A 19,512-nucleotide genomic window follows, 5' to 3' on the forward strand; every position below is an offset into this window, starting at 1 on the left:
TACCCCGGTTTAGGCCGGGGTTTTTGTTGCTGGTGATTAGGGCTGCTGTTGGTCGGCAGATTGAGCTTCGGCTAAACGGTACACATAAATCGTCGCGCCTATCACTGCTGCTTGGCCCATCAATAAATTGACGATCGGCAAGGTCAGGCCCAGGCCGGTCAGGCCGCCGAAGCTTATCACCCCCCAACGTGTCTGCTTCATGAATTGTTTCTGCTCGGGAAACGGCATTCCGCGTTCTTCCAGCGGGTACGCCAAAAACTCCATCGCGATACCCCACGCAGCAAATACCGCCCACAGCAAGGGTGCGATCAGATTGACCACCGGAATTAGAAACAGTAGAAGCAAGGGCAAGACTCGTATCAACAGATAACCGACTCGCCGCAGTTCGCCAAAAAATACCTTATCCCAGGGCAGATCGGCTTTGACCACGCTGCCGCCGCTGATTAGTTGCAGAGTTTTGGCGGCTAACTGGCTGTAATAGGGCGCGGCGATCAAATTGGCGAACAGGGTAAAGGTGAAGAAGCCGATTATCAAAAAGCTGATAAAAAACAGCGGCCATAAAATCCAGTTCAACCAGGACAGCCAGTCCGGGATAAAGGAATGAATCAAAGCCGACACCGAATGGTAGCCCAGCACGAACGCGCCGGTATACAACACCATATTGATGAATAAGGGGATTAACAGATATTTGCGCAACTCGGGATGGGTGAGCATTTTCACGCCCTGCCACAAACAGCCAAGTGCGAACAATGGGTTGTTGCCGCGCGGTAAATTTAACATGATGCCAAGCTCCTTACCCCGTGTAGACCGGGATCGATAACCACGCCGCGTTCGGTGACAATGGTGCTAATTAAGGCGGCCGGGGTGACATCGAACACCGGGTTCCAGGCGTTTACCAGTGAGCCTGCGTTTAAGTAACAATCCGCCAACAGTTCTTTGGGATTGCGCTCCTCAATTTCAATGCTGTCGCCGTTTTCCATACTGAAGTCAAAGGTGGAAGAGGGCGCGGCGACCATGACTTTTACGCCATGTTGTTTCGCCAACACCGCCAGCGAATAAGTGCCGATTTTATTGGCCACGTCGCCGTTGGCGGCGATGCGGTCGGCGCCGACGATGATCCAGTCTACCTTGCCGGATTTCATCAGCCAAGCGGCGGCCGAATCGGCGATCAAGGTGGCGGGGATGCCGTCCTGGGCCAGTTCCCAGACGGTCAAGCGCGCGCCTTGTAGCCAGGGCCGGGTTTCGTCGGCGTAGACGTTTTGCAATTGACCTCGTTTGTGCAAGCTACGAATTACGCCCAGCGCGGTACCGTATCCGCCGGTGGCTAAGGCGCCGGCATTGCAATGCGTTAGCACCGCTTTGGCGTTGCCTATCACATCGGCGCCGCGCTCGCCCATGGTGTGGTTGGCGGCGATGTCTTCCGCGTGAATTTGCTCGGCTAACTCGGTTAGCGCTGCTATTGGTTCCGCCGGATTTTGCTCTAACAAACCGCGCATCTTATCCAGCGCCCAGAACAGGTTTACGGCCGTCGGCCGGGAGGCGGCCAACTGTTGAATGTCTTGTGCTACAGCGCGTTGCCAATCGCCGTTCGGATAATGTTGTATCGCCGATAGCACCACCCCGTAGGCGGCGGCGATGCCTATCGCCGGTGCGCCGCGTACCCGCATCGAGGCGATGGCTTCGGTGACGCCGGCGGCATCGTTGTATTCGTCGTAGGTGATGGTTTCCGGCAGCAAGCGCTGGTCCAGCACTTTCAGGCTGTGTCCGCTCCATTGCAAGGCTTGTACGGAAAGTTTTTGGGTTGTATTCATGGTGGTTCCGTTTGAATCTAAAGGATAAATGATTGAAGTGGCTCTGAGTCCCTGCAACTGGTACTTCCCCGATGCTCTCAGAGGGCACAAGAGCGGTCAATTGGCGTTGAAAACACTAGCTAGTCGCGGCCATAGTCAGGCATATAAGCATTATTTTAAGGTGTTTTTATGCTTACTGCTGTGCTTGTCGATATTGGTCGGGTTAATAGTGTTTAAGCTTTGGTAAATGCCGCGAATTCCGTGTTTTGTTCGAGCAACTGCCGCAAGCTTGCCAGAGCGCCCGGCAGATCGTAATTTTCAATTTGCCTGCTAATTATCTCGACCTGTTGCGCGTCCTCCAGCAGACTGGTCAATGTGGGTGCTATCTTCTGCCAACTATCGACAGCGTCAATATTGTCGCTCGCCAACATGGTCAGAAGCTTGGGTATAAGCGCCTTGAGCTGGTCGGTGTCGAGCGTAGCAGCTATTTCCTCGCCAGTAGTCGGATTAACCAATAACTTACGAACTTCCGTCGCAGCCCTCGCCAAGGCCAAGCGTAGTGGGTCGCAGCTGGCGGCAATAGCCGAACGCTCCCCGGCCGATTTTATACTTTGCTCCAAAATCGCCGCCATGGCTCGTACTTGCTCCAGTCCCAGCGTCGCCGCCACACCCTTCAATGTGTGGGCTAGACGCCGGGCGGTCTCCATGTCGTCAGCTTCAACTGCTTCGACTATTTTCCGCGCATCGTCGAGATGTGAATCAACAAAACGCCGCAACATCTTTTCATAGCTGTGGTGCTTGCCGGCAAAGCTGCGCAGCCCGATGGCAGTATCCAGAACCAATGACTTGTCCGGATTTACTTTTTCTAGGGGTGGAGGATTGGGAATGTCGCGATTGTCCGGCAGCCAGCGGCTCAACATGGCGAATAACATGTCGGGATCGACCGGCTTAGCCAGAAAATCGTTCATACCGGCATTCAGGCATTCCTGGCGATCTTCCTGAAAGGCATTGGCGGTCATCGCAATAATCGGTAAAGTCTGACAATTGGGCAATTGCCGAACTAGCCGGGTGGCTTCCAATCCGTCCATAATTGGCATATGCATGTCCATCAAGATTAGATCGTAGCGTCGGTTTTTTACCATGTTTAACGCTTCGGCACCGTGATTGGCGAGTTCGACCGTCAAGCCGGTGGTTTCCAATAGTTCTTTTGCGACCTCTTGATTGATTTCGTTGTCTTCGACCAGCAAGATGGTTGCTTCGCGGCGAAAGTCAGCGGTATCGGTAGCCAGCAAGACGCTGCGCGGATTGCGGTCGAATTTTAGTTTGACGGTAAACCAAAAGGTGCTGCCCGAGCCCTTGATGCTAGTGACGCCCACCGTGCCGCCCATCATGTTGGCAAGGTGGCGGCTAATCGTCAGGCCCAGACCGGTGCCGCCGTATTTGCGGGTGGTCGAACTTTGGCCTTGTTCGAAGGCTTCGAACACGCGGGCTTGTTGTTCGTCGTCCAGACCTATGCCGGTGTCTCGCACTTCGAAACGGACTTCAATGTGTTCAGCCGATTGTGTCAGCAAGCAGGCTTTGAGCGAGATTTCGCCGGCATCGGTGAATTTGATGGCGTTGCCCAGATAATTGATCAAAATCTGGCCGATACGCAAAGGGTCGCCGAGCAAGGGCATAGCAGCTAGCGCATCATCGAGTTCTTTTGAAAATCTAAGACCCTTGCCGCGCGCCCGCTCCGCCATCATGCTGTAGGCATGGTCCAATAAGGCCGCCACGTTAATAGGCGTTTCTTCTATCTGCAAGCGCTCGGCTTCGATTTTCGACAGATCAAGAATATCGTTGATCAGACTCAATAAATGCTTGCTGGCGTAGGTGATTTTATCGAGTTTATCCAGTTGGTCGGGTTGATTCAGCTCGCGCTGCAACAGATGAGACATACCCAAAATCGCATTCATCGGCGTGCGTATTTCATGGCTCATATTGGCTAGAAAGGTACTTTTTGACAAATTAGCGGCTTCGGCTTGTTCCTTGGCCGCCAACAGGGCAAGTTCCAATTCCTTGCGGGCCGTTAGGTCGGTATGGGTGCCCACCGCGCGAACAGGCTGACCGCTCGCGTCTCGCTCAACTACTTTGGCGCGGCTTAATATCCATTTGTAGCTGCCGTCCTTGGCGCGCATTTGAAACTCCATCTCGTAAAATCCTTTATTTTGTAACTCTTGCTGCGCTTGTCTAACAATGTGTGCCCTATGCTCCGGATGCAGCAGTTGTATCCAATGGCTGTTTGCATCTTGTGGGAGTTCGCCTAGTTCATAACCGAGCATTTGAAAATAAGCATTATTGCAATACGTGGAGTTGTCCCGAAGATTCCAGTCCCAGATACCGTCGTTACTGGCCGCGAGCGCAAAGCCCAAACGCTCTTCGCTGATTTTCAATTGCTCGTTCGCAGTTTTCAACTCGCCGGTACGCTCGGCGACCAGTACTTCCAGATGCTGGCGATAATTGGCTAATTCTGTTTCCGCCTTTTTCTTTTCGGTGATGTCTCGCCAGACAGCGTGCAACAAAGCCCTCTCATTGCGACGGATAGCGGTAAGCAACACTTCCGTAGGGAAGCAATCGCCGTTGGCGCGCGCATGCAGCCATTCGAATTGATGGCTGCCGTTTTTCAGCGCAATATGCATCATCTCGTTTGCTTTGCCCGAGGATAACTGCCCATCAGGCTGATATTGGGGCGATAGCTGTTCGGGTCTGAGGTTTTTCAGCGCGTCGAAGTTATCCAGGCCCAGCATGTCCAGACAGGCGCGGTTGGCGTTAACGAAGCGGCCGTCCTCAAGAATGCTGACCGCTTCCTTGGTGTCCTCGAATAGCCTACGGAATTGCTCTTCGCTCTCGCGTATCCGTTGATCGGCTTCGCGGCGCTCGGTGATGTCCATATGCGTGCCGCTGATGATTAAGGGCTCACCATTTGCCGTGCGCTGAGTAATTCTGCCGCGATCAGCGATCCATACCCAGTGACCATCCTTATGCCGCATGCGCAAATCGCACTGGTAGTAATCGCTCAGTCCGGCCAGGTGTTGTTCCAGTAACTTGTTAGCAAGTTTCAGGTCGTCCGGATGCACGAATTGTTCCCAGCTATGCGAGGTAAAAGGCTCAAGTCCACTGAGTTGGTAACCGAACATTTCAGCCCAGCGTTCGTTGAAAACGGCTTGGCCGGTTTGCATATTCCACTCCCAGGTGCCGGCGTGGGTGGCTTCGATGATATCGGCTAGTCTGCGGCGTTCGTCAGCCAGTTGATGGGTGATTTGCTTGCGGGCGGTAATGTCGCGGCACACACAAAATACCAGATTGTTACTGCCCCAAGTGACGCCGCTCATGCTGACTTCTACGTCGAAGCAATTGCCGTCCTTCCGGCGATGGCGGGTTTCGATGACCTTGTCGGTATGCGGCAGATCGGCAAATTTTTCGCGGATTTGTTGTTCAGTTAAGTCAGCTTCGAAGTCCCAGGTATAAAGTTGCAAGACTTCTTCGAGTTTGTAACCCAGCATGTCGCAGAAGCGTTTGTTGGCCTCTATCACCCGGTGGTTTTGGTCGATGATGACGATGCCGTCCGAGCTGTTATCCACCAGCACGCGATGCAGTTCGGCTTTCTCCGATAACTCTTTTAGCAGCTGTTTTTGCTCCGTGGTATCGGTCCAGATAGCGGCAAAATAATTGCGTTCCCGGAATGTGACCCGTTTGATACGGACGTTAACGTCCCGCAAGCTACCGTCTTTGTGGCGGTGCAAGGTATCGAAGCAGGCGTTGCCTTGTTTGAATAAAGCCCGCAAATGTTGGCGAATCTTGGTGTGGTTTTGGTCAGCGAGAATGTCTCGCACCGATAGTTGCGCAAATTCTTCACGGCTATAGCCCAGGCTATTGCAGGCCGTGTCGTTGAATTCGACAAAAGCTAAACTGCCGGCGGCAATCAGCGCGATGGAATCAAGTGCCTGAGCAACGATAGTACGATGAATTTCTTCGCGTTCCTTAAATTGCAAATGCACCAAGTGTTGATCCAGAACCGTGGCCAGCCGTTCGGCTACTGTGTCGAGTAACGCACGCTCCTCCCGCAGAAACGGACCTTCCTGTTCCGTTGGCCGTGATTCCAGGTAAAAAATACTGATACGGCCGGGCGCGCCGGTTTGAGTGTTGAGCCGAGCGCTGAGTTGGTAAGGGGTTTCGCGGAAATTGGCGCTGCTGACTAAAAGGCCTTCCCATTCGATAAGGGCCGCGGTGATTTCCGGGTATTGCCAGCCGCTTGCTAGAATGTCGGCTACCGACTGGAGCATGGCAACCGGACCCTGGTCCTTGTCTTCGGTTTTTTTAAAAATGGTAAAAAGGCATTCGCGTTCCTTGATTCGCTCCTGCAATTGCCTTTGGATGTGGTGTGTTTCGGTGATTTCGCGCGCGACGCCCAATATGCCGAGCAGTTTGCCGTCTGTAGTGGTCACCGGGGTTTTGATGGTTTCGTAAAGGCCCGTACGTTTGCCATCGGCAAAGGTGAGCCACTCTTTATTCACACAAGGCTTGCCGGCGGCAACCGCCACCAAATCGCGTTCGCGGAAAAAATCGGCTAACTCTTGGTTGACGAAGTCGTAATCGGTCTTGCCAACTACCTGCTCCTCGGTTGTGCCGCATAAGGGCTCGAAACTTGGGTTGCAGAGCAAATAAACCCCGTTGGGATCTTTAAGCCAGACCATGTCGGGCATGGCTTTTATCAGGGTGCGGAACAGTTCTTCCTTTTCAATGAGGGTATCCAGGGTCTGCTGCCGCTCGGAAAAATAGCTCGCCAACGCCATACCGACTATCGACAATACCGATATGAATATCCAGTAATTCAGTTCGTGTTGATTGCCCAGATCATGCTCGAAAAAGCCCCAGCGATGTTGGCTGCTACCGAGCATCGCTTGCGCGGCGGTGATGGTTAGAGCTAGCGTGGTGGCGCGCTTGCCAAGTCTTACTGCTATCCAGCTGATCGATAAAAATAGTAAATGGCTTTTGGCGTAGCCGCCGATACTGGCATGTAACCAGTCGAGAAACACGATTTGCCCGAGTAAACCGTTCAAGGCCAGCATCACTAGCGCTTCGCCGATGCATTTGGCATTTAGTCGGTGTGGTGTGTCGCACCAGACCAGGATTAGCGGCGTAATTAAAATGATTCCTAAACTATCGCCCATCCACCAGTTCATAAGGCTACTGGTGAAAGCGCTTTGCTGGATAAGGTCGGCTTTGACCAAGGCCAGAGAAGCAACCAGCGCGGGCAGCGCACAGGCAATAAAACCACCGAGGCAAATCAGTATTAAATAGTCGCGTAAAGTTGGCAGCGTGGCATCAAACCGCTGATGTCGCCGGACTAACCAAGCGCCAAACCCTACGCCGGCAACGCTTCCCAAGGACATGATCGTTGCCGTAGGCAGCGGTTTACCTTGCAACAAGTTGAGCGTCAGTGCGCCCAGCAAAACGGCCCAGAGATAGTTTTTACCGCCCAGTAAAGTAGCGGCCAGCGCCACGCCGCTGGCAACGAAAAAAATGCTGGCACTACCGTCCGGGGTGAAGTAAAGCAGAGAAATTTGGCCCGTGAACGCGTAAACACTGGCAACTGCGATGAGCTTTAGGTAGGTCAGTGCGGACAGTTTAGGCATAAAACCCGTTTGAATTTGCAAAGAACGTTTGCTCTCGATGCGTTGCAGGTGTTTGACATGTCATCGGTTTAGGCGGTTTTCAGTGTGCGTCTTTCATCAATATGCACTCTCAAATTCCGTATCGGCGTAGCGCAGCGCAATTGAAATGAATTGCTCCAGACAGTTGCTGAATGCATCCACGATCATCGGATCGAAGTGCTTGCCTTTGCCTTCTTGAATGACGGAAACCGCCAGTTCCAGCGGCATGGCTTTCTTGTAACAACGGCGATTGATCAGGGCATCGAACACATCCGCCAGTGCCATCAGTCTTGCCGGCAATGGGATGTTCTCGCCGGCCAATCCGTCCGGATAACCGCTGCCGTCCCATTTCTCGTGATGATAGTGGGCGATTTTCATCGCTACGTGCAGAAAATCGAACACCGATTGATCCGCCTCATCTTGAATGGCGCGGCTGATTGCTTCGGCACCCAAAGCCGAGTGGGTGCGCATGATGGTCCATTCGTCTTCGGTCAATTTACCGGGCTTTAATAGAATCTGATCGGGGATGCCGACTTTGCCTATATCGTGCAACGGCGCGGCTTTGGTGATCAGTTCGATGCAGTGTGCGTCGCGAATTTCCGGGTGATGCATGCGCGCCAATTCTTGGCACAATACCTCAACGTAGCCTTGCGTCCGCAGAATGTGATTGCCGGTTTCGTTGTCGCGGGTTTCCGCCAGGCTGGCCAGGGCTCGCATGCTGGCATCTTGAATCAGTTGATTTTGTTTCATACGCCGGGCAACTTCGGCTTCCAGCCAGAGGTTTTGATCGCGCATCCGGTCGCGGGCCTGCTTTAATTCCAGTTGGCTGCGCACGCGTGCCAACACGATGGCGGGCCGCAGGGGTTTGGTGATGTAGTCGGCTGCACCGAGTGCCAGGCCCAGAGTTTCATCGTCCGTGGCGTCCAAAGCAGTGACAAAAATGACCGGTATTTCGGCGGTATGCGGGTTTTCGCGTAGGCGACTGAGCACCGTATAACCGTCCATTTCCGGCATCATGACGTCCAGCAAAATTAAATCGGGGCGAGGATCGGAGTGGGCGGAGGCCAGCGCGCGCGGGCCGTTGATAGCGACACGCAAGTTGTAGTAGGGCTTAAGGAGATCGCCAAGGGTCGCGATGTTTTCCGGCGTGTCGTCCACAATCAGGATAGTCGCAGTCGCGACAGTTTGGTTGCTGCTCATAAAGATCTGGCCGTCCATAGGGTGCAGGTGAAATAGCCTGGGCCACAACAAGTTTCTCCGCAGGCGAGCAAGCCCGCTAACGAGGTATAATCGCCGCTTTGCATATCGGGAGAACCTATGCTGGTCGACCTTCTCATTCAAGCCCGTTGGATTATACCGGTTGAGCCGGCGTCCGCAATCCATGAGCATGCCAGTCTTGTGATAGACGACGGCAGAATTGTCGATTTGTTACCGACCGAGCAGGCAATTGCAAAGTACCAAGCGCGACAGGTCGAAGTGCTGGAACGGCATGCGCTGATTCCGGGTTTGATTAACTGCCATACGCACGCCGCGATGTCCTTGCTGCGTGGGATTGCCGATGATTTGCATCTGATGGACTGGCTGCAAAATCATATCTGGCCGGCCGAGCAAAAATGGGTCAGCGAAGCGTTTGTCAGAGATGGCACCGATCTGGCGATTGCCGAAATGCTACGCTGCGGCACGACCTGTTTCAATGACATGTATTTTTTTCCGGAAATCGTCGCGCAGCAAGCCTTACAACATGGCATACGCGCCAATATCGGTTTGATCGTGTTTGATTTTCCGACCGTATGGGCGGAAAACGCGGACGCGTACTTGACCAAGGGCTTGGCGCTGCACGAGCAACTCCGGCATGAAACCTTGATCAGCACCTCGTTCGCACCGCACGCGCCGTATACCGTGTCGGACGGGCCTTTACGTAACGTGATTACCTATGCCGACGAGATGAATCTGACCGTGCACATGCATCTGCACGAAACCGCGCATGAAGTCGACGAGCAAAAAGCTAAAACCGGCCAATCGCCATTACAGCGTCTACATGAGCTGGGTTTGCTGACGCCATCCTTTATCGCGGTGCATATGACGCAATTGTCTAGCGAAGACATCCGGTTTTACGCGGAAACCGGTGGTCACATTGTGCATTGCCCAGAATCGAATTTGAAATTGGCCAGCGGTTTTTGTCCGGTGGCAGAGTGTCTGGCGGCAGGGATCAACGTGGCCTTGGGCACCGACGGCGCCGCCAGCAATAATGATCTGGATATGCTGTCGGAAATGCGTACCGCAGCTTTGCTGGCGAAGGGAGTAGCAGGCGATGCCAGCGCGGTATCGGCGACGACTGCGTTGGAAATGGCGACTATTAACGGCGCCAAGGCCTTGGGATTAGACGCTGAAATCGGTTCACTGGTTATCGGCAAAGCTGCCGACGTGGTGGCTATAGATTTAAGCGAACTGGAAACTCAACCCTTGTTCAATCCGCTGGCGCAGATCGTCTATGCCGCCGGTCGGCACCAAGTCACCGATGTCTGGGTTAACGGTAAACAATTACTGCGCAAGCGCGAATTGACCTCGTTTGATGTCCCGGCGCTACGACAAAAAGTCACGCTTTGGCAAGAACGCTTACAAGAACGTCCATCGAATTAGCCGCTATTTTATTTGCCGCCCAGAAGCCGTGCTATAGGCCATTTAAGCCGTTGCACTGAGTTCAAAAACAGGGCTGGAAGTTGGCGCATGACGAATAACCTAGTAATACAGTAAACTATAGCCTCATGAACAGGTTGGCATTATGACAGCGAAAGAAAACGTACATCCCCATGAAATTCATAAGTTCGGCTCGCAGGCCGAGCGTTGGTGGGACCCGAACGGCGAGTTTAAAACCTTGCACGACGTCAATCCTTTGCGCTTGCAGTTCATTCAGCAATACGCCGATTTGCAAGGCAAGCGGGTAGTGGATGTGGGCTGTGGCGGCGGGATTCTGACTGAAGGTTTGGCAAAGGCCGGCGCGGATGCCTTGGGTGTCGATTTAAGCGAAGACTTGCTGGATATTGCCGATTTGCATGGCCTGGAAACCGGCGTCAACGCCAGTTACCGGAAAATCAGCGCCGAACAGCTTGCCGAGGAACAGCCGGCCGGTTTCGACCATGTCACCTGTATGGAAATGCTGGAGCACGTACCCGATCCCGCTTCCATCATTGCTGCCTGTGCGACGCTGGTTAAGCCTGGTGGCATGGTGTTTTTCTCGACATTGAACCGGGTGCCAAAAGCCTGGTTGCTGGCAATCGTCGCGGCCGAGCATGTGCTGAAAATGGTACCCAAAGGCACGCACGACTATAAAACCTTTATCAAACCTTCCGAGTTGGGGCAGATGGCCAGAAGCGTGGGGCTTGAGTTACAAGGGATGGTCGGTATCGAATACAGCCCATTCAGCAAGCGTTTTAGTTTGGGTAACGACATCGGCGTCAATTACATCGCTGCGTTTCAGCGTCCTGAGTAAAACAAGCATGACCGGATTTAAACTGGATTGCGTATTGTTTGATCTCGACGGTACCTTGGTCGATACCGCACCGGATTTGATTGCCTGCTTGAACAAGACGCTGCTTGCCCATGGCTTTTCGGAAGCGCCGACAGAGTCCGTGCGCCCCTTCATTTCCCATGGCGCCATGCCAATGATCAAGCACTGCGTGAGCGTGGACGACAGCTTGGCGCAACGGATGCTGGCTTTTATGCTGGACAGCTACGAACAGAATATTGCCGAACACAGTCGCTTTTTTCAGGGTATTGCCGATAGTTTGGAAGCGATAGAACAACTGGGTTTGAAGTGGGGCGTAGTCACCAATAAAAAATCCCGTTTTACTGTGCCTTTGATGGATGCTATGCAACTCAGTGAGCGGGCCGCCTGCATTATTAGCGGCGACACCACAGCCAACAGCAAGCCGCATCCTGAACCGATGCTGGCCGCCTGCCGCCAAGCCGGCGTGGCGCCGGAAAATTGCGTGTATATCGGCGATGCCATACATGACATCACGGCCGGTAAGCGAGCGAATATGAAAACCCTGGCGGCCTTGTACGGCTATTTGCAAAGCGACGACCAACCCCATACCTGGGGCGCAGACGCCTTAATAGAACAACCGCCACAATTGATGGAATGGATACACGCTAATTTATGTCATTAAGCAATAAGGTTTTACTCATCACCGGTGCCGGTGGTGGTCTGGGCGGTACTGCGGCGCTGGCTTTAGCCGGGCAGGGCGCGCAAATCATTCTGCTGGATAAAAGCATTCCCAAGCTGGAAAAAATCTACGATGCGATTGCAGCTGCCGGTGGTCCGGAACCGGTGATGTATCCCTTCGATTTAGCCGGCGCCAGCGAAGCGCAATACGAAGAAATGGCCGAGGCGATAGCGCAGCGTTACGGCGCTTTGCATGGCGTATTGCATGCGGCTGTGGAATTTAGTGCTTACAGCCCTATCGCCAATTACAAAACCAAGGATTGGGGGCATGCCTTAAACGTCAATCTTAGCGCGCCTTTCTTGTTATGCCGGGTGTTGTTGCCTTTGCTGCAACGTAGCGAGCACGCTTCCATCGTGTTCATCTCCGATTCGTCCGCGCGCAAAGTTCAGGCTTATTCCGGTGCATACGGTGTAGCGAAAATCGCGCTGGAAGGCTTCGCCGGCATTCTGGCTGCCGAACTGGAAGCAGGACAAAAAATCCGTGTTAATACTCTGGTGCCGGGGCCGGTGAATTCGCCGCTGCGGAAGAGAGCTTACCCGGCCGAAGATAAAACCGCGCTGCCTAGCATGAGCAGCCTCGATCCGCTGTATGTTTACCTATTTAGCGATGCCAGTATTGGCAAGACCGGTCAAATTATTGACGCCCAAACTTTTAAACCTTAAGACACTTATGGCAGACAGAGAAGTTGTATTTTTAACCCGCGACGTCAACATCGTCACCATTCCGGACGGCAACCACGGCACTTTGAATAAAGGCCAGGAAGTCACGATACATCAGGCTTTGGGCAGCAATTACACCGTGGTGACCGATTACGGTCACATGGTGCGCATCGCCGGTATCGATGCAGACGCTTTGGGTAAGGAAACCCAGCATTTGCATACCTTGGTCTCGGATACCGACAGCAAAGCCGTCGAAAAGAATTGCTGGGAAGTGATGAAAACCGTCTATGACCCGGAAATTCCGGTCAATATCGTCGATTTGGGTCTGGTTTACCATTGCAGCGCCAAGCCCAATGCCGATGGCGGCAACGATGTGCACGTGCAAATGACCTTGACCGCGCCCGGGTGCGGCATGGGGCCGGTTATCCAAAGCGATGTCGAGAAATGCATCCGCGCCTTGCCCGGCGTCAGTTCGGTTGATGTCGAGGTGGTTTTAGATCCGCCCTGGTCGCGGGAAATGATGTCGGAAGTGGCGCAGGTGCAGTTGGGTTTGTTTTAAAAGCCGGCAAAGCCAGACGGTGGCAGGTAAGCGGCGGAAAATTGCCGCTTGCTGAAAAATTTTGCGGTTGTTTATTGTTAAGTATTTGTATTTACAAGTTAAAAATTAATTGGCACGCTATTGGCTTTATTCCCCTTGAAGTTTGATTCAAGACTCGGGGAACCGTCATGAAAGATAAAGCAGCCGATTTAGCGATAGTCAGTAATAAAACCTTTGAAGCCTCAACCGCTGTCAATTTGCATCACTACGATATCAGTAGTGCCTTGCAGACTTCATTGGAATTCAGCGAGCTGATCAGCATTTTCTGCAATAAAATTCAAAATACCATTCCGCACAACGGCGTTGAATATATCAACGAAGAGTTCGATCTAGAGTTCAAACGCGGCGTAATGGCCCGTCACTCCTGCTCCTACGCCTTGAAAGTCGAAGAGCAACAGTTGGGCGAGTTGAAATTGACCCGCAGCAATCGTTTCAACAAAGACGAGTTGAAAATGCTGGAAAGTCTGTTGTGTTGCCTGATTTACCCATTGAGAAATGCCACCTTGTTTCAACAAGCATTGAAAATGGCGTTTACCGATCCGTTGACCAAAACCAATAACCGCACGGCGTTTAACGACTGTTTGCTGCGCGAGATCAAACGTGCACATCGTAATTCGCAGCATTTGTCGGTGATTTTTGTGGATGTCGATCACTTCAAGCATATCAACGACGATTACGGGCACGGTTGCGGCGATTTGGCGCTGTCTTCATTGGCCGGCTGGTTGAAAGACAGCGTGCGCGGCAGTGACGCGGTGTTTCGTTACGGCGGCGAAGAGTTTGTGATCTTGCTGAGCGATACCGACATCGACGGGGCCATGGTGATAGCTGAACGCATCCGTGCCGACATTGAATCGCATACCTTGGCCTATGGCATGGACGTGTTGAATCTGACGGCAAGTTTGGGCATTGCTGCCTTAAAAGGTAGCGATAGCCCCGAATCCTTAATCAAACGTGCCGACGCCGCGATGTATCAAGCTAAACAGCACGGTAGAAACCGGGTAGAAGTTGGATATTGATTCGGTTCTCCGCACCTCGATCATCAGGCTCAGCCCACTTTAAATCGATACCCCACGCCCGACTCGGTCAGCAGGTATTTGGGCTGAGTCGGATCGCTTTCCAGCTTTTGCCGCAATTGACTCATGTAAATCCGCTCGTCTCTCCTAATTAATTGACGTGAGGACTTCATAAAGGCTTCAGTCTAACGAAACCGATTTTTTGTAGACACTGCACAAAGGGGTAGGGAGAAGGAGATTTTTTGATTTTTAGATATTCCCACGACTTGCCGCCTGATGTGAGCAACGGGCGCAATAATTATCAAGTGGGATACAACGATAATGGAGGGCTCAGTACTTGTCGGGCGGCTCCGCAGATTTCGGCGTTTTTTCACTGAGCAAGCGAATCCAAAACCACAATTCGAAGAGGCCACCCACAATGAACGCGATATTGCCGATACCGGAGTATCCAGCAAAATAAAACGCCAAAGCAATCACCAAGATGATGAGTGTAACCACATGATTTTGCATATGCCTTTCACTCCTGTACCCAATTTACCGACCACCGGTTTTGTAGAATGTTTGATAGCCAACGTGCGGGCAATACGGCTAGGCCCATTGGCCCGGCCTTACCGCTAAATTAAAAAAGCCTTGCGCCTAAAAGCCGTTTGTATCGCCATAGCTTTGTGCGGTTGTACTCCTGAATATTAGCCTATCAAATAACGCCGACTACCGGTCTAATGGCCGCGACCGGGCAGTCACCGAAGCCGTTGGTGTATATAACTATCCGGAAGGTATTCCCGGCGCCTCTGGCGGTACTGCCGATTCTTTTAGCTGCACAGCAGAACCTGCTGGCCTTGCCTTCCCGATTTGCTAAGGTGCGCTCGCCATATGGCAATAAGCGTTCCAGGGATTTTCATATACAGCAGGAACGATTTAGGATGCCCTCGCGGTGGCTGGTAGCGCGCACCGATGCTGCGGAAGTCTCTGCAACGCGATGGGCTGTGACTTTCGGCCCGTCTTATTCCCAAAGGCTATCAATAAGATCGTTGCTGCAAATGCCTATTCGGAAACGGCTGTGGCCAGCTCCAGCGCCCGGTCCAATTCCGCCAGCGTATTATAAAAATGCGCTGAAAAGCGAATCCCGCCGCCGCGTAAGGCGCAAACTACGCCATTTTTTTGCAAATGTTTATAGAGCACGTCGTTGTCTATGTGCCGGTGTTTGAAGTTGACGATGCCGGACTGCAAACGGCTGTGCCGTTCCGAGAGTAAAATCAGCTCGGCGTTGGCGCTAATGGCCTCGCGCAGGTAGTCACTGCGTTCCAGAACCAGGGCCTCGACGGTTGGCATGCCGGTTTCCAACAATAAAGATAAGCTGGCTGACAAGGCGTGAATCCCCAACATATTCGGACTGCCGCATTCGAAACGGCGCGCGCCGGGGTGTATCTCCCATGGAAGGTTTTCGTAGTTATGCGTGTCTTTCATCATATGCCAGCCGTATTGGCTGAGCTTGAGCCGGTCCCGGGCCGCCGGGTGGGTATAAAACACCCCCAGGCCTTCCGGGCCGAACAGCCATTTATGCCCATCGGCCATCACGAAGTCGGCGTGATAGGCCTGCACATCAAATTGCACCGCGCCCAAGCTTTGAATCGCGTCGATACAAAACAAGATGCCACGTTGCCGGCAAAACTCGCCGATACGTTCCAAATCCATACGTAAACCGGAGGCGAACTGGATGGAGCTGATGGTCAGCAAACGGGTATTACCGTCCACCAGCGCAAACAAGGCATCTTCCGGTGTTTGGGCGCTATGCAAATCGGCTTCTCGAAATGCCACGCCACGTTCGGCCAAGGCTTGCCAAGGCAGGCGGTTGGAGGGAAATTCCTGGTTGCTGGAGACGATGTTGTCGCCGGCCTGCCAGGGTAAGCCAAAGGCTACGAAGGACAAGGCTTCCGAGGTGTTTTTCACCAACGCAATATCGTTGGCTGAGGGCGCATTGAGTAGGGCCTGCAATTGGCGGCGGATTTCGTTTTCCTTTTTCAACCAGTCCAAATAGTAGTGCGAGCCGAACCGGCTGTTTTGTTCGGCAAATTGAATCACCGCCGCGCTGGTGCGTTTCGGCCAGGGGGCCACGGCGGCGTGATTGAGGTAGATCAAGTCGTCGATTAGGGGGAATTCCGGATGTTTCATGGGTCTATTGGCGGCGCCGAAATTTGCAATGCAAGCAGTATAATTTATAGGTCGTTCCCCGGCAGGTCCTTTTTAGGCCTTGTCATCACCGTGATAACGCCAATGCCAGGGCTCGTAAACGTAGCCGTATTCGTTATTCCTTGGAAAAGACAAATACAGGTCGAACCGTTCTGCATTGCTTGACAACCAGCGGTAGGCTTCGGTGTTTTCAAATGCTTCGCCGAGATCGGGACAATCCGGGCTGCCGATGTCGATTGCGCAACCGCTGTGATGCTCGCTGTAACCGGGCGGGGCGTTGACGGTGAGAATCTGCTGCAAGGTCAGTCCTCGTTCAAGTTTGCGGCGTATGATGGTCGCTTGATACTCCACACTGCGGAATGCCGATACCATTTGTAGCGCGACACCATCGTTGGCTGCTGCGGTTTTCAGCGCCCGCCAGACTTCGCTAGCCTGGGGCGTCAACTGAAATACCCGGCCGTTGGCCGATACCTCGGCTGTGACCAAGGTGCTTGGTTCCGGCCAGATGACCAAGTTTTTGGTTGCGGGCAAGTCGTCTGGAATGCCCAGTTCTTGGAATATCAAACCGACTCGGGCAAAAAAATCGTAATTGTTTGCTGCCAGGTTCATATCGGAGTCAATCTGCCTGTTTTTGTCGGGGTTCTATCAGCATAGTGCGAGCCAGTTTGTACCATTGCCGGTTCTCGATTGCTTCCAGTTCGGCAGAAGTCGGCAGATTGTCGCCATCAAGGTATGGCAAGGTAAGTCGATGCGGCCTGCCGACGCAAAGATCCAGGGCTTTTCTGCAAGGATTTAGCTGGTAATTTCCCCGGTGCAACATTTGCGCGTCAAAAATCAAAATATCGCCGGGTTCCAGGCCGATTAGCACTGAGTTTGGCAGTGACTCGCTGTTTGTGTGGCCATTAAGTTCCAGTCTGACATTTCTTTCCAGTTCGGTATCCCAGCGATGGTGGGAGCCGGGTATCAGCTCGATGCCGGTTTCCGGCAACAGCGGTATCCGAATATGCAAAGCCAGCATATTGGGCTGCTCGGCTTGCAAATCGGCATCGTCAATCGGGCTGTATTGCATATCCCGGTGCCAATAGGGTAGGCGACTGTTTTGGTAAGGATTGAAGAAAAGCTGGGTATTGTGAAAATAAAGGTCCTCTCCAAATAGATCGGTTAACAGTGTCGTCAGCTGCTTGGCACTAAGGAGTTGAAAGAATCGCAGCCTTTCCGCGGGCTGTTGTTCGAAATAACGCGGATGGGTCAGCGAATGCATGTTGACCAGCCGTTGTTCGATATAACTGCTACGGTTTTCGTTTAGCCATTGCCCATGAATTCGATCGACGATTTTGCTCAAGGCATCGACTTCCGAGGGGCTGAAAAGCGCTTTGACGATCAGATGCCCTTGTTGTCGGTAGATTGCTGCTGATTCCATGTTTTTACCGTTCATTGCTGGGAATGATTTAACCAAGGCTATCCACTATTTGGCGCAAGCCGATGCTCCGATAGCTGGTTTGTGGCTGCAAGTTACATTTACCGGGTATTTTATAGCCCCTGCAATTTGGCATCTCAATTTAGAGCGCGGCGCTGGTTTAAGCTATTCGGCTAGGGAAATATACCCAAAGGGCATCGTTTATCCGCCGCAGCCGGAAAAAATGACCGGAAAGCTTTTAAAACAGGTTACGATCCCAATAGTTTAAACGGCGTTATTATTTTGGTTGATGGATATGATGGAATTAATCTGGATTAGCACGGCATATATGGCTGGTTTGGTAGCCAGCCGCCTGACTTTTCCGCCGCTGGTCGGTTACTTGGTAGCCGGTTATGTGTTGCATGCCTTAGGCATCGCGGTGTTGCCCGATCTTCATCATCTGGCCGATATCGGTATCGAATTACTGTTGTTTTCGGTCGGTTTGAAGCTCAAGCCCAGTTCGCTGATTCGCCGCGAGGTGCTTAGCGTCGGCGGCTCGCATTTGTTGTTAATGGCGATGACTTCCGCTTTGGTATTTTTTTGGCTGGACGAGCATATGACCGGCGGCTTGGTGCTGGGTATCAGTTTGGCGTTCTCCAGCACCGTGTTGGCTCTTAAGGTGCTGGAAGATAACGGCGAGTTGTCGTCGCTGCACGGCCGGGATGTGATGAGTATCCTGATCTTGCAAGACATCGTGGCGATAGGGCTGCTGGCGCTGGCCGAAGGCAAACAGCCGACGCCTTGGGCGCTGGCTTTATTGTTATTACCGCTGTTGCGGCCCATTGCGCATCGCGTACTGTCGGTCAGCCGCTCCTCTGAACTGAAGCTGTTGCTGGGCGTGACGTTGGCATTGGCCGGCGGCGTGGCGGCGGAAAGCGTGGGTATAGCCGCCGACATCGGTGCCTTGTTGACCGGCATCATGTTGGCGAATCATCCCATGATCAAGGAGTTAAGCGATAGGCTGTGGGGCTTGAAAGAGCTGTTTTTGGTCGCGTTTTTCTTGCAGATTGGCGTCAGCGACTTACCGAACCGCGAGCAGATCATAGACGCCTTGCAATTACTGGTTTTGTTGCCGCTGCAAGGTGCGCTGTTCTTTGGTTTATTTGTGGTGGCCGGACTCAGGGCGCGCACCGCCTTCGTCTCCTCCTTAGCGCTGATGACCTACAGCGAGTTTGCACTGATTACCACCAGCGCGGTTGTAAAAGCCCAGCTGTTGCCGGCTGAATGGAACGCCATTATCAGTTTGGCGGTAGCCGGCTCACTGGCTATTGCCGCGCCGTTGAATCGTTATTCTCATCGGTTATTCTCTTGGATGGAGCCGGTACTGGTACGTTTGGAACGAAAATCCGAGCATCCCGACCGCTTGCCCGACTCGTTCGGTGCTGCCGGATGGCTGGTGATCGGTATGGGCCGGACTGGCGGGGTTGTCTACAAAACCTTGTGCAAACAGGATCAGCGCGTAGTTGGTTTGGATTCCGATCCCACGGTATTGGAATATCATCTTGCCGCCGGCCGGCGGGTGGTCTACGGCGACGCCGAGGACACCGAATTATGGAGCGGTTTACCCCTGCATAAAGTTAAAGGCATCATCCTGACGGTACCGGCATTCGATGTGCGTTTGACCGCGGTGGCTCAGCTTAGAAAACGCGGTTTCACTGGGCAAATCAGCAGTATTTGTTATCACGGCGTGGAAGAGCAGCAATTATTAAAAGCGGGCGCCAATTTTGTGATCCATCCTTTGATTGAAGCCGGCAATCGTCTTGCCCACCTGATGCTGGACATCCGCGATGAATCAAGGCAGTGAAGGGCTGCTGGCGCTGGATGGGCGATGGATGCCAGAGCGGATTATAGAGGCGTCTTATTTTTAACGATACTCGGGTCGGTTTGGTT

16 protein-coding genes and 1 pseudogene are annotated in these 19,512 nt (G+C 52.9%); 8 read left to right on the forward strand and 9 right to left on the reverse strand.

The window, feature by feature from the left end; translation table 11 throughout:
* Positions 1-36: 36 nt before the first annotated feature.
* From cysZ to METH11B_RS0123780, 4 genes are all read right to left on the reverse strand, one after another.
* Complete coding sequence (gene cysZ, locus METH11B_RS0123765; protein WP_026604175.1) at positions 37-780, reverse strand: sulfate transporter CysZ; 744 nt, start codon at positions 778-780, stop codon at positions 37-39.
* Positions 774-1,811, reverse strand: coding sequence for an S-methyl-5-thioribose-1-phosphate isomerase (gene mtnA, locus METH11B_RS0123770; RefSeq protein ID WP_026604176.1), 1,038 nt, complete (start codon positions 1,809-1,811; stop codon positions 774-776). The genes cysZ and mtnA overlap by 7 nt, the downstream gene beginning before the upstream one ends.
* Before the next feature lie 212 nt (positions 1,812-2,023).
* Entirely contained in the window at positions 2,024-7,486 is a 5,463-nt protein-coding gene (locus tag METH11B_RS28125; protein WP_026604177.1) for a PAS domain S-box protein, read from the reverse strand.
* Between the two features lie 75 nt (positions 7,487-7,561).
* Positions 7,562-8,683 (reverse strand): HD-GYP domain-containing protein, encoded by a 1,122-nt coding sequence (locus METH11B_RS0123780; protein WP_036278235.1) that lies wholly within the window; start codon positions 8,681-8,683, stop codon positions 7,562-7,564.
* Positions 8,684-8,800: 117 nt separating this feature from the next.
* Between METH11B_RS0123780 and METH11B_RS0123785 the strand changes: the two genes are divergently transcribed.
* The 6 genes from METH11B_RS0123785 (at position 8,801) to METH11B_RS0123810 (ending at position 13,982) form a co-directional block, all read left to right on the forward strand.
* Positions 8,801-10,123 carry a TRZ/ATZ family hydrolase gene (locus METH11B_RS0123785; RefSeq protein WP_026604179.1) on the forward strand — a complete coding sequence of 441 codons (1,323 nt, stop codon included), beginning with the start codon at positions 8,801-8,803 and terminating at the stop codon, positions 10,121-10,123.
* A 142-nt stretch (positions 10,124-10,265) separates the two neighbouring features.
* On the forward strand, positions 10,266-10,973 hold the full coding sequence (gene ubiG / locus METH11B_RS0123790; RefSeq protein WP_026604180.1) for a bifunctional 2-polyprenyl-6-hydroxyphenol methylase/3-demethylubiquinol 3-O-methyltransferase UbiG: 708 nt from the start codon (positions 10,266-10,268) through the stop codon (positions 10,971-10,973).
* 7 nt (positions 10,974-10,980) lie between these two features.
* Entirely contained in the window at positions 10,981-11,652 is a 672-nt protein-coding gene (locus tag METH11B_RS0123795; RefSeq protein WP_026604181.1) for an HAD family hydrolase, read from the forward strand.
* Positions 11,643-12,371, forward strand: coding sequence for an SDR family NAD(P)-dependent oxidoreductase (locus METH11B_RS0123800; RefSeq protein WP_026604182.1), 729 nt, complete (start codon positions 11,643-11,645; stop codon positions 12,369-12,371). Before METH11B_RS0123795 ends, METH11B_RS0123800 begins: the two co-directional genes overlap by 10 nt.
* A 7-nt stretch (positions 12,372-12,378) precedes the next feature.
* Positions 12,379-12,927, forward strand: a complete 549-nt coding sequence (sufT, locus tag METH11B_RS0123805) for a putative Fe-S cluster assembly protein SufT (RefSeq protein WP_026604183.1) — start codon at positions 12,379-12,381, stop codon at positions 12,925-12,927.
* A gap of 167 nt (positions 12,928-13,094) precedes the next feature.
* Entirely contained in the window at positions 13,095-13,982 is an 888-nt protein-coding gene (locus tag METH11B_RS0123810) for a GGDEF domain-containing protein (RefSeq protein WP_026604184.1), read from the forward strand.
* Between the two features lie 29 nt (positions 13,983-14,011).
* Here METH11B_RS0123810 and METH11B_RS28880 read toward each other — a convergent pair.
* The 5 genes and pseudogenes from METH11B_RS28880 to METH11B_RS0123835 all read right to left on the reverse strand — a co-directional run.
* A pseudogene (locus tag METH11B_RS28880) lies at positions 14,012-14,116 on the reverse strand (winged helix-turn-helix domain-containing protein); the annotation flags it as partial.
* Positions 14,117-14,309: 193 nt separating this feature from the next.
* Positions 14,310-14,489: a hypothetical protein gene (locus tag METH11B_RS0123820; RefSeq protein ID WP_026604185.1), complete on the reverse strand. Its 180-nt coding sequence runs from the start codon at positions 14,487-14,489 to the stop codon at positions 14,310-14,312.
* Positions 14,490-15,020: 531 nt separating this feature from the next.
* Positions 15,021-16,148, reverse strand: a complete 1,128-nt coding sequence (locus METH11B_RS0123825) for an aminotransferase class V-fold PLP-dependent enzyme (protein ID WP_026604186.1) — start codon at positions 16,146-16,148, stop codon at positions 15,021-15,023.
* A gap of 72 nt (positions 16,149-16,220) precedes the next feature.
* Positions 16,221-16,775, reverse strand: a complete 555-nt coding sequence (locus METH11B_RS0123830) for a M15 family metallopeptidase (RefSeq protein ID WP_026604187.1) — start codon at positions 16,773-16,775, stop codon at positions 16,221-16,223.
* A gap of 7 nt (positions 16,776-16,782) precedes the next feature.
* Positions 16,783-17,586 carry a phytanoyl-CoA dioxygenase family protein gene (locus METH11B_RS0123835; protein WP_036278238.1) on the reverse strand — a complete coding sequence of 268 codons (804 nt, stop codon included), beginning with the start codon at positions 17,584-17,586 and terminating at the stop codon, positions 16,783-16,785.
* Between METH11B_RS0123835 and METH11B_RS0123840 the strand changes: the two genes are divergently transcribed.
* On the forward strand, positions 17,585-17,851 hold the full coding sequence (locus METH11B_RS0123840) for a hypothetical protein (RefSeq protein ID WP_026604189.1): 267 nt from the start codon (positions 17,585-17,587) through the stop codon (positions 17,849-17,851). The two genes, METH11B_RS0123835 and METH11B_RS0123840, sit on opposite strands and share 2 nt — an antisense overlap.
* A 27-nt stretch (positions 17,852-17,878) precedes the next feature.
* Complete coding sequence (locus METH11B_RS0123845; protein WP_036278241.1) at positions 17,879-19,426, forward strand: cation:proton antiporter family protein; 1,548 nt, start codon at positions 17,879-17,881, stop codon at positions 19,424-19,426.
* Positions 19,427-19,512 lie beyond the last annotated feature (86 nt).

The organism is Methylomonas sp. 11b, from assembly GCF_000515215.1.
In the GTDB taxonomy this organism is placed as follows: Bacteria; Pseudomonadota; Gammaproteobacteria; order Methylococcales; family Methylomonadaceae; genus Methylomonas.